The organism is Hathewaya histolytica, assembly GCF_901482605.1.
Taxonomy (GTDB): Bacteria; Bacillota; Clostridia; order Clostridiales; family Clostridiaceae; genus Hathewaya; species Hathewaya histolytica.
Genome location: NZ_LR590481.1, coordinates 1,849,770 through 1,861,656, shown reverse-complemented (window position 1 = coordinate 1,861,656; position 11,887 = coordinate 1,849,770). Strand labels below are relative to the sequence as shown.

Annotated in this window: 11 protein-coding genes; 8 read left to right on the top strand and 3 right to left on the bottom strand. The window is 27.8% G+C overall.

Annotated features, from left to right (window positions below; translation table 11 throughout):
- Positions 1-165: 165 nt before the first annotated feature.
- A complete protein-coding gene (locus FGL08_RS09055; protein WP_138210479.1) occupies positions 166-687 on the top strand; it encodes a DNA topology modulation protein in 522 nt (173 codons plus the stop codon).
- A gap of 140 nt (positions 688-827) precedes the next feature.
- A complete protein-coding gene (locus FGL08_RS09050) occupies positions 828-1,097 on the top strand; it encodes a ribosomal protein L7/L12 (protein ID WP_138210478.1) in 270 nt (89 codons plus the stop codon).
- A gap of 195 nt (positions 1,098-1,292) precedes the next feature.
- Here FGL08_RS09050 and FGL08_RS09045 read toward each other — a convergent pair whose 3' ends face one another.
- Positions 1,293-1,934 carry a PHP domain-containing protein gene (locus FGL08_RS09045; protein ID WP_138210477.1) on the bottom strand — a complete coding sequence of 214 codons (642 nt, stop codon included), beginning with the start codon at positions 1,932-1,934 and terminating at the stop codon, positions 1,293-1,295.
- A gap of 194 nt (positions 1,935-2,128) precedes the next feature.
- Here FGL08_RS09045 and FGL08_RS09040 point away from each other — a divergent pair, with 194 nt between their 5' ends.
- The 5 genes from FGL08_RS09040 to FGL08_RS09020 all read left to right on the top strand — a co-directional run bounded on the left by FGL08_RS09040 (position 2,129) and on the right by FGL08_RS09020 (position 8,482).
- Positions 2,129-3,208, top strand: a complete 1,080-nt coding sequence (locus FGL08_RS09040) for an ABC transporter substrate-binding protein (protein WP_138210476.1) — start codon at positions 2,129-2,131, stop codon at positions 3,206-3,208.
- Positions 3,195-4,853, top strand: coding sequence for an ABC transporter permease (locus tag FGL08_RS09035; RefSeq protein WP_197733548.1), 1,659 nt, complete (start codon positions 3,195-3,197; stop codon positions 4,851-4,853). Before FGL08_RS09040 ends, FGL08_RS09035 begins: the two co-directional genes overlap by 14 nt.
- Positions 4,854-4,858: 5 nt before the next feature.
- Positions 4,859-5,812, top strand: a complete 954-nt coding sequence (locus FGL08_RS09030; RefSeq protein WP_138210475.1) for an ABC transporter ATP-binding protein — start codon at positions 4,859-4,861, stop codon at positions 5,810-5,812.
- Positions 5,813-6,256: 444 nt separating this feature from the next.
- A complete protein-coding gene (locus FGL08_RS09025; protein WP_138210474.1) occupies positions 6,257-7,054 on the top strand; it encodes a DUF169 domain-containing protein in 798 nt (265 codons plus the stop codon).
- A 12-nt stretch (positions 7,055-7,066) separates the two neighbouring features.
- Positions 7,067-8,482 (top strand): YfcC family protein, encoded by a 1,416-nt coding sequence (locus FGL08_RS09020; RefSeq protein WP_138210473.1) that lies wholly within the window; start codon positions 7,067-7,069, stop codon positions 8,480-8,482.
- A 205-nt stretch (positions 8,483-8,687) separates the two neighbouring features.
- Here FGL08_RS09020 and FGL08_RS09015 read toward each other — a convergent pair whose 3' ends face one another.
- Together FGL08_RS09015 and FGL08_RS09010 are read right to left on the bottom strand one after the other, a co-directional pair.
- The gene (locus tag FGL08_RS09015) at positions 8,688-9,575 is read right to left on the bottom strand and encodes a phospholipase C/P1 nuclease family protein (protein ID WP_138210472.1); all 888 of its coding nucleotides are present in this window, start codon (positions 9,573-9,575) and stop codon (positions 8,688-8,690) included.
- Positions 9,576-9,869: 294 nt separating this feature from the next.
- The gene (locus tag FGL08_RS09010; protein WP_138210471.1) at positions 9,870-10,178 is read right to left on the bottom strand and encodes a hypothetical protein; all 309 of its coding nucleotides are present in this window, start codon (positions 10,176-10,178) and stop codon (positions 9,870-9,872) included.
- Between the two features lie 287 nt (positions 10,179-10,465).
- On the opposite strand from FGL08_RS09010, the gene rlmD reads away from it, so the two are divergent.
- Positions 10,466-11,827, top strand: coding sequence for a 23S rRNA (uracil(1939)-C(5))-methyltransferase RlmD (rlmD, locus tag FGL08_RS09005; protein WP_138210470.1), 1,362 nt, complete (start codon positions 10,466-10,468; stop codon positions 11,825-11,827).
- The last annotated feature ends 60 nt before the right edge of the window (positions 11,828-11,887 follow it).

Sequence of the window (11,887 nt, the reverse complement as noted above, 5' to 3'; positions counted from 1 at the left end):
TTAAAAACTACTAATATAATTATTTAAAGAATAAGGTAAAATCAGAACGATATATTGAATGAAGTTAATATATTGTCCCTTAATAGAAAGATAGTAGGTTAAAGTTAGAGATTTATAATTTGTATAAAGAATTATTACTTTAAGATGTATAGGAGAAAAGTAAGTATGGACAAGATAGGAAAAAGAATAATGATTATAGGTTCTCCAGGTAGTGGCAAAAGTACATTCTCAAAAAAACTTGCTAAATTAATAGGAATACCACTTATTCACCTTGACAAAGAGTTTTGGAATTATGGATGGGTAGAGACACCTAGAGAAAAATGGATAAAAAAACAAGAAAAATTAGTTCAAGGAGATACATGGATAATTGATGGTAATTATGGTGGAACTTTAGATATTCGTCTTGAAAAGGCAGATACAGTTATTTGCTTCCAATTAAATAGAACTGTATGTGTTTTAAGCTATCTTAAAAGGGTTATAACTAATATAAACAAAGTAAGATCAGATATGGGAGAAGGGTGTCAAGAAAAACTTGACTTTGAATTTATAAAATATATATGGAATTTTAATATAGAATCAGAAATGAAAAAGATTGAAAAGGTGACTAAGTATAGGAATAAGCAGATTATAATTTTTAAAAAGAGAAGTGAAGCAGAAAAATTTTTAAACGAAATAGGTTTTAATTAGAATCATATAAAAAGATAAGTAAGTTTTATTGATACTGCTATTGATAATCAGAGAAATCTAATTAATGTTATAATTAGACATGGCAAACTATAATATAATACTCATTTGTAGAATTATATGAACTTGAAAGGAGTGTAAGTATGAATTACATAACTATTGGTGTAATTGCATTAGCAGGGCTATTATTATGGATAATAAGTAGCATTAGTCAGATACGAGGTGATATACAAAGAATAAATATAAATTTAAATAAGATTTCTGAACAAGTTGGAGTACCTGATACAATAACAGATGAATTAAAAAGCCTTATTTTAGAAGGGAAAAAAGTTGAAGCAGTAAAAAAATACAGAATTGCTACTGGACTTGGATTGAAAGAAGCCAAGGAATATATTGACTCTTTAAGCAAATAGAAAATTCAAATTTACTAATAATTTTTAAAACACAAATTAGAGGAAGGGATTTTTGATTTCCCTTAAAAATTTATATATTATTAGCACTATTCTAAAACATATTCTAAAAGACAATAAAAAAAGACTATTTTTAAAGTAATATAGTAAAGAAACTTTAAAATAGTCTTTTTTATAATTTATTTAATTTTAGAATACTTATTTTAGAGTATTATATATGTTTATTCTCTCAAAGGAGTTGTTTTTTCTTATAACGGGACAATAATTTTTAGATTTAACAGCGTTAATAAAATCCTCTTCATTTTTTATAGGATTTTTAAATTCTGTAGCATATGTACCAACTTTTTCAGCAATATGAGAATCACCGGCACCAAAACAGCCTAGTTTAAATTCCATAGCTATAGAATAGGCAGAAAGATTGGCATGAGGAGAAGTGCTTCCGTTAAAGGTTTCAACTCCATCTAAAAGAGTATGTAGATCTCTTATGTTATCACCTAATCCTCTATTGTTATTTCTATAAGGATGAGCGCAAATAGCTACACCACCTACATTTTTTACTATTTGTAGAAGTTCTTTCGCATGTAGTTTTTCTTCTGGCAAATTTTCAACTCCGAATACTAAAATATCCCCTTCATAAGTTAATATCTCAGCACCAACGATAACTAAAATTCCATCTCTTTCAAAGAAAGGTCCGATATCTTTTCTTAAACCATTACTTTCATGGTCAGTTACACAAATTCCATCTAGACCAATTTGTTTTGCTGTAGAAATAGCTTCATCTAGTGAAAGAAAGCTATCTTCAGAATATTTATTTTCATGTAAGTGAGTATCTATAATCATAATTAACATCCTTTCTAGTTAGCACATACTATTTTCTAAAAATATTTTATCATAAAAAAAATATATATAATCAACTATAGTTTTTATCAATAGATACTTAAACATCTATAAAATAAAACAATATAAGAATGTTTTGAAATATGTGATATAATTGCTTTTGTAATATTTAATAAAAATATGGGGGGACATATATAATGAAGAAAAAAAATAGGTTTTTATGTATGCTTATTTCAGTAGTAATGGTCCTTTCTCTAACAGCTTGTAATTCATCAAAAGCTACTAAAGAAAAGGAAGAAACTTCGAAAGATACAAATGCAAAAACAGAAGAAAAGTTGGGGGGGACTCTAAAAGTAGTAACTACTTCTGAAGTTTATAAACCATTATTTGATAAGTTTACTAAAGAAACAGGAGTAAAAGTTGAATTTTTATCCATGTCTTCTGGTGAGGTTCTTTCAAGAACTAAAGCAGAAGGTGGAAAACCAATGGGAGATGTTTGGTTTGGAGGCGGTATTGATGCCTTTATGCAAGCAAAAGAAGAGGGGCTATTAGAAAAATGTGATTTTGAAGAATCAGAAAAGATTGTAGAACCTTTTAAAGATAAAGAAAATTATTGGTTTAGCAAGGGATTAACCATAGTCGGATTTATTAGTAATAATGATGTTTTAAAAGAGAAAAAATTAGAAGCACCAAAAACTTGGGATGATTTAAAAGATCCTAGATATAAAGGTGAAATATTAATGTCTAATCCGGCAGTTTCAGGAACAAATTATGCTGTTGTTAATTCATTACTTCAAAATAAGGGTGAAGAAGAAGGATGGAAGTATTTTGAAGCATTAAATAAAAATATTCCTTTCTATTCTAAGAGAGGAAAAGATCCTAATCAAAAAACAGCAGCAGGTGAAATGGCTATAGGAATCACTTACATAGATAATAGTGTAGAAAAATTAAAAAATGAAAAGAATGTAAGTATAATATATCCAACAGATGGCATTCCATGGATGCCAGATGGTGTTGCAGTATTTAAAAATGCTAGTAATATGACGGCAGCTAAAAAATTTGTATCTTGGGTATATAAAGATGAAAACTTAAGAGAGCTTGCTAAGTTAGATGGAAAAGATACTATTAAGTTAATAAAACCAAGCCTTGAGGGAGTAGAACTTTCAATTACTAAGGATAAACTTTTAAAGCAAGACTTATCTTTATTTGGTAAAAATAGAAAAGTTGTTTTAGAAAAATGGGCTAAACTAGTTGGAGATAAAGGTGCAAGTAAATAATTTAAATAAAAAGGTATCTAAAATAGATACCTTTTTTGATAACTTTTTTGAGATTTTATTATTTCTAGCTATAATTTCATTAACTTTTATATTTATACTTTGGCCCATTATATGTGTAATAAAAGAAAGCTTCTTAATAGAAGGGAAATTTAGTTTAGAACTATATAAAAATTTAATACATAACAATAAACAACTTATATATAATAGTATTTTTGTTGGAATATTAACTACAATATTTGCCACTGTAATATCTTTAAGTATTTCAATTTACATAAGTTTTAGCAGTAGAAGAATGCAAAAGATATTAATGATTATTTTAATGATAACTATGATATCACCACCTTTTGTATCTTCCCTTGCTTATATAAATTTATTTGGTAGACGTGGATTTATAACCCATCATCTATTAAAATTAACAATTAACCCTTATGGATGGGGTGGTATAGTTATAATGGAAACTATATCTAATATATCCCTAAATAGTTTACTACTTATAGGAATTATAAAGGGGATAGATAAAAATCTTTTAATGGCTTCACAAGATTTAGGATCTTCATCCTCCTATGCAATAAAAAAAGTATTAATTCCCATTATTAAACCAGGAATAATAGTATGCGCTCTTTTAACCTTTATTAGATCTTTAGCTGATTTTGGAACTCCAATGATAATAGGAGGACCTTTTAATGTATTAGCTACAGAGGTATATATGAAAATTATTGCTGGTGGCAATATTTCCATGGCTTCTGCTATGAGCGTTTTGATTTTAATTCCTGCTTTAACAGCGTTTTTTGTTTACAGAATTTATATGAAGAAGTTTTCATTAAATTTATCAGGGAATAATAAAATAATTTCTACGGATACAGTTTTTAAAATAAAAGGACTTTTAAATATTATTTTAAGTATAGTAACTTTAAGTTATATAGTTGTAATGCTTCTTCAATACCTAACTATTTTTATATCATCCATTTCTAAATATAAACATAACAAATTTATGTTTACTTTTGAACACTATATAAAACTTGAAAATTTTAATCTTAATTGTTTTATTCGAAGTATTGTATATGCATTTATTGCAGGGGTATTAGGAAGCATACTAGGAATGTTAATAGCTTATTTTACAGAGAGAAAAAATATAAGATGTATGAAATTTGTAGATTTTGTTTCAACTCTTCCTTATATAATACCAGGTACTTTTTTTGGAATAGGATATATTCTAGCTTTTAATAATCCACCTTTAGAACTTACAGGAACGGTTTCTATAGTAATTTTAAATTGTATTTTTAAGCAGATGCCTATGACCACCAAAGTTAGTAGTGCAGTGATTTCTCAGATAAATGGAGATATTGAATATGCAGCAAGAGACCTTGGGGCTAAAAGTATTTATGTAGTACGTGATATTATATTTCCTAACCTAAAAAGAGCTTTTGCCTTAGGTTTTATAAATAATTTCACATCTACAATGACTACGGTAGGTTCTATAATATTTTTGGTTTATCCGGGACAAAAGGTTGCCACTTTAGAAATGTTCGATGCCATACAAACTGGCAATTATGGAGTTGGAGCAGCTATAGCAACTATAATTATATTAATTACCTTAATAGTTAATTTAGTTTTTTCTAAGTTTATTTTGAGAGAAAAGAGGTAAATCAGATGTATCTTCAAATAGATAAATTAAGTAAAACTTTTGAAAATAAAAGGGTGCTGGATAATTTAACTTTAAATATAGAAAAGGGGGAAATTCTATGTCTTTTAGGACCCTCAGGTTGTGGTAAAACTACCGCATTAAAACTTATAGGGGGATTTTTAAAAGAGGATTATGGTAATGTAAAGATTGATGGAGAAGATATTTTAAGTCTTCCACCGGAAAAAAGACCGGTATCTACAGTATTTCAGTCTTATGCACTTTTTCCTCATATGACAGTAATTGAAAATGTCATTTATGGTTTAAAGTTTAAAGGATATAATAAAAAAGATGCTATAAAACATGGGGAACAGTATCTAGAAATAGTAGGATTATTACCTTATAAAAATAAAAAGATATATGAATTAAGTGGAGGACAACAGCAAAGAGTTGCACTAATAAGGGCAATTATTATAAAGCCTAAAGTACTTCTTCTAGACGAACCTTTAAGTAATTTAGATGCTAAGTTAAGAGTTAAAATGAGAGAAGAGATAAAAGAAATTCAAAGAAAATTTAATATAACTATGATATTTGTAACTCACGACCAAGAAGAGGCTTTAAGTATTGGGGATAAAATAGCTATTATGAATAAAGGGAAATTGGAACAGATGGGAACACCACAGGAGATATATAATAATCCTAAGAATTTATTTGTATTAGACTTTATAGGTAATTCTAATGTTATAAGTAATAATGAAGGAAAAATACAATTTATAAGACCAGAACATATTATAATTTTAAAAGATAGTAAAGGAATTAAAGGCAAAGTTTTATCTAGAATGTTTATGGGATCTTATATAATGTATACTATTGATACAGAGATAGGTAAGTTAAACGTAAAGGAAACTAATTTAGAAGAACAAATATTAAGTATAGATGAAAATGTGTATTTAAAGATATTAAAAGAAGGAAATATAATTTAGATATAAAAAGTTATGTTGGAAGTTATTATTCTAACATAACTTTTTTAATTATTAGGTATTAATAACTTATAATCTAAACTTCTCTTAATGTAATTACAAAATACACTATAGAAAAAACATATAGTATAAAGAGTAATTATATAAATAACCTATAAATATATAAATTTATATTGCATAGTAGTAAAATCTATAATTGAGTAAAATGGCGATTTTTTAGTTTTATAATATAATTATAGACTAAATAATAAAAAACGATCAATTTATGATGAAAGATGTAAAATTATATTTTTAAAATTAATAGGAGGTGAGAATTGATATTATAGTTTAAGAGTTCTGATTAGTTCAGATATATAATTGCACGATTAGGAGTCACAATATTAAGAAAAATTACAACGGGGTATATCTGTAAAAGAAAAATAAGTAATACATTAGGGGGATAATTTGATGTTATCAAAAGATAAAATTGAAGATTTTTATAAGTACTTAGATTTAAAAAGAAAAATAATAGGAGTTAAATTTATTCATTCAGAAGAAGAATATAATAATATTCCTACAAAGGAATTAGATATAATGGCTTCTTATTGTTATATGGTTAAGTTGGCTTCAGAGAATAATAGTTTTAAAGCTTGCAATAAGAACTTTAAATGTAATTCATCAGCAATGGCATTGGGCATAAGAAGCACTAGTGAAAGAGTAACTTCAGGACAACAATATTTTTCTTATAAAACCTATGATAGTATTTCTAGAGCTAAAGCTGTTCAAAGGGAAATTACTTATATAGAACATAAGATTTATGGCGTTTTAATGATGCCATTGGAGAAATTCGATATATGTCCAGATGTATTTATTATAATATCAAATAATTATCAAGCTATGAGAATAGTACAATCTTATACATATCACAATGGAATGGCTAACAATATTAAATTATGTGGAAATCAAGGGGTATGCTCAGAGTTAACTGCTAGACCTTATGAAAATAATGATATGAACCTATCTATGTTGTGTTCGAATACTAGATTTTCTTGTCAGTGGGATGATTCTGAAATGGGAATAGGAATGCCATTCAATATGTTTGATTCAATTTATGATGGACTTATACATACCATAAATCCTATGGAATTAGATAAGAAAAAAGAAAAAATAGTAGAAAAAATGAATTCTATAAATAATAAGCTTGATATACAAATAGGAAAAAATTATTTCAATTCATCTGTAGGGTATATTGAATTAAATAAATAGGAGAGTAAACATATGAATAATTTAACTTGTAAAAAATCGGAGAATAAAAAGAAATTTAAATTTCCACACTCTTTTATAATTTTATTTATAATTATAGTAGCTATGACAGCATTAACATATTTAATACCAGCTGGACAGTTTAGTAGAAAAGTTGTTGATGGTAAGACTGTAGTTGATGTAAATAGTTTTAAGTATATACCAAGAACCCCAGTTGGAATATTTGAGATGTTTAAATGTATACCAAAAGGTATTCAAGAAACATCTCCACTTATAATAATGATACTTACTATTGGAGGAGCTATTAATTTAATTAATGGTACGGGAGCTATAAAATCAGCAATTTTACATTTAAATAAGTTAATAGGAAAGGAAAAAAGTCATTTTGTATTAGTTGGAATATTATTATTTTTTGGATGTCTTGGAGCCTTTCCAGGTATGCTAGAGGCTGCAATACCTTTTGCACCAATTACAATTGGAATTAGTTTGGCATTGGGATATGATGTAATAGTAGGTATGTCTTTACCTTTAATAGGGATAGTTTTAGGATTTACAGCAGGGCCATCTAACCCTTGGAATGTAGGTGTAGGGCAAAGTATTGCAGAACTTCCTATGTTCTCAGGTATAGTATATCGTTTAATAATATTTGCTATTTTTATGATAGTCTCTGCAATTTATGTATTGAGATATGCGAAGAAAGTAAAATTAGATCCTACAAAAAGTATGGTTTATGATATAGATTTTAGTCATCTTAACATTGACAATGGTACAGAAACTAAGTTTGATTTTAGAAATAAACTTGTACTATTAATATTTGTAATTACCATAGCTGTTATAGTGTATGGAACTTTAAATTTAAAATGGACAGTAATAGAAATGTCTGCAGTTTACATAATAGGAGCTATAGTAGCTGGAATAGCAGCGGGATATGATGGTGAGAAAATAGTAAATGAAATACTAGAAGGTGGTAAAACAATATTTACAGGGGCAATGGCCATTGGAATTGCAAAATCAATACAAATAATTATGAATAGCGGAAATATATCAGATACAATTATTAGGGCAATATCATCTTCTATAGCTGGATTTAAACCAATGGTAACTGGAGTTATAATGTTTTTAGTACAATCAATGATAAACTTTTTAATTCCTTCAGGAAGTGGACAGGCTATGATTACTTTACCATCAATGATACCGGCAGCTGATATTGTAGGATTAAATAGACAAATAGCTATCTTAGCATTTCAGTTAGGGGATGGAATAAGCAATCTTTGTTTTCCTACAGTTGGAGTTTTAGTTGGATTTTTAATGTATACAAAAATACCTTTTAATAAATGGTTTAAGTATATAATGCCATTAATCGGAGTATTATATTTAATAGCAATTATGTTGTTAGTAGTAGCAACAGGTATAAATTACGGACCTTTTTAAAAATTATAAGTTATTAAATAATATGTAAAAATAAGATTACTTTAATGATAGGTTTTAGTAAGATAAGTAAATATATTAATTAGAAGTAATAAAGGCTATTATAAAAGAAATCCATGAGGATACTATTATAATAGCCTTAAATAATTATGAGTGATTGATTTTCAGTATATACTATATAGAGATTTATTTTCCCATAGTTTTAAGTTTAAATTTCTTTAACTTCAACTAAAAATCTATACAAAAAAGCCGCTAAATGTTTTTGAGCGTAAGGCACTACATTTTCACTAGCTTCTCTTAAATCGCTAGCTTTTTTAGAGGTAGCTTTATCCTTAAAATTATAAGCATTAAAAGCACAGTCTTTAAGTAAAGCTTCACAATAATTTTCAAAATCCATATCATTATATTTATCATAAGTATCTTCTGCTGAGGATATAGCAAAATCTTTTCTATACATATCTACAAATCTTTCATAATCTGAATGGTTACTAAGCACTGCAACCAGATTTGCAGCATGGTGAGGTACATTTAAATCCTCAAGATAATGACAGGCTCTGCCAAGTTCTTCTATGGCGTATGGTTTATTTATATTATAAAATTTCTTAGCATTCATAGCATGTTCTTTAAATTTTATTAAGGCTGTATTTTGCTTTTGTCCTATATAGTTTTTACCTGTATGGGGATTGTAAAAGTGTGAAGAATATGGAGCATAAAAAGGTGATTTTTCATCAATATCCGGTTTATCTGCAAATTCTAATAGAGTATCTCCGTAAACATATAGCTTATCTGCAATTTTAGGGCTCATATCATTTTCTAGGATACCTAAAGCACGAGCAACCAAGTATTGATGAGTATGGTCTATACCACCACTTTGGAATCTATAAATATTGGAGTTTGGATTTTTAGTATTCTTTTTCTCCTCTTCATCACCGTGAAGAAGTATACCTTCACCAAAAATCTCATTAGAACCATTTGCTATTTTATAAACTTTACTCTTAATTTCATTCTTCTGAATGTTTTCCTTTGCTAAGGCACTAGTGCCTAAAGTAGAAAATAAAAGAGTTCCTATTAAAATTGAAGATAAAAATTTTTTCATAAAAATCTCCTCCTAAAATATAGTTTTAATCTCTTTTTTTAAATAATACATAAAGAAAATGAATTTAGTGTAGTTTCATTTAAGTTACTATAATTCATATATTACATAAAAAGATTCCATAAAACTACATTTATTAAGAGGGTTTAACAAATACTGTAATACTCTTAAAGAAATGAAAGATTACTTAAAATAATTAACATAAGTAATATATTAAACTAACTAAAAACACAGGATAAAACTCTATTTTAAAAAGAGAATATACTGTGTTTTTAGATATATTAAAGAATTTAGATATCATTCTCTAAATTTTTTAAGCCATTGTTGTCCTAAAAGTTTATTTATAATAATAGGAAGAGCTATAAGCATAAGAGTTATATACAATTTTACAGGTTTAATAAAATTAATCACTCCTATTATGCCAGTATAAAGCCCCATAAGTACAAAATAAGCCCTTTGAAATTTTACAAAGCTTTTATTTATTTCATTAAAATTTTCTTTTATAGCATTTTCATCAACTTCCCTTTCTTCTGGAAGGCTTAAACCTAAATATGCTTCAAATATTCCTAGTAAAATAATAATAAGTCCTAATATTTTTTGAGCCATTATAATCCTCCTTACAAAATATTTTAATTAAATTAGTATATAATAACTATGTTATCAAATCTAAATTTTCAATTCAAAGAAAGTGATAAAAGTTAAAAGAAAGTTTTCCTAAATAAAATATATTTATAGGAATTAAAGTAGTTATAAATTGCATAAATCGTGAGAAATAAAGAATTAACATCAATTACTATTTTAAAATAAGCTTTTATGATAAAATAATATGGATTAACATAAAGTTTAAAATTCAAATATAGATACAGATATATTACATAAGTAGGAGAGATAACATGAGAAAAGGAAAAAACTATGAATTTATTATAGAAGGAACAGAATTCCCAGGTATGGGGGTAGCCTATGTAGATGGAGTTAAAGCTTTAGTAAAGGGAACATTTCCTGGGCAAAGAGTTATAGCTACAGTTAAAAAGAAAAATAGTGAAAGAGTAGAAGCAAAATTAGTAGAAATTTTAGAGGATGTAGACTATAGAATAGAACCTAAGTGTCCTGTAACAGAGTTCTGTGGAGGCTGTACAGCCCAGCAAATCCCGTATGAAAAGCAATTAGAACTTAAAAAAGAGCAGCTTTTAAATCTATTTAAGGGAGCTTCAATTGAAAACTTTGAATTTCAAGGTGTAGAAGGAAGTCCAGATATATTTGCATATAGAAATAAAATGGAATTTACCTTTGGTGACATGGAAAAAGGTGGAGAACTAACCCTTGGAATGCACGTTAAGAATAGAGGATTTTCTATAGTAAATACGAGCTGTTGTGAGATAATAGATGAAGACTTTAGAAAAATACATAGTACTGTTATAGAATACTTTAGAGGAAAAAACCTAACTTATTATAAGGTTATGAAAAGGGAAGGATACCTAAGAAATCTAGTTATAAGAAAAGGACTAAACACAGGTGAGATACTAGTAAACTTAGTTACTACATCACAAGTAGAGCTTGACCTAACAGAACTTGTAGAACTTATAAATGGTAAGGATTATAATGGGGATATAACAGGGATAATACATACTATAAACGATTCCTTAAGTGACGTGGTTCAAGCAGATAGAATAGAAGTATTATACGGAAGAGAATACATATACGATGAATTATTAGGACTAAGATTTAAAATAAATCCTTTTGCATTCTTCCAAACAAACACAAAAGGAGCAGAAAAACTATACAGCATAGTCCGTGATTTTATGGGAAACACAGAGGACAAAGTAGTGTTCGATTTATACTGTGGCACAGGAACCATAGGCCAAATAGTAGCTCCAAAAGCTAAAAAAGTAATAGGAATAGAACTAATAGAAGAGGCAGTAGAAGCAGCAAAAGAGAATGCTAAATTAAACAATCTTAACAACTGTACCTTCATAGCAGGAGACGTAGCAAAAGTAATAGGGAACCTAAAAGAAAATCCTGACACAATAATACTAGACCCACCAAGACCAGGAGTGCACCCAGTAGCACTAAAATACGTAACAGAATTTAATCCTAAAAATATAATCTACGTATCATGCAATCCAAAGAGCTTAGTTGAAGATCTAAAATACTTCATAGGCAAAGGCTATGTAGTGGAGAAAGTTAGGGGGATGGATATGTTTGCGCATACACCACATGTGGAGTGCGTGGTTAAGATAAAAAGGAAATACATTTAGAACCTTGAGAAATCAAGGTTTTTTTCTTGTATAAAGAATACCACATGTTATATCTGTGGT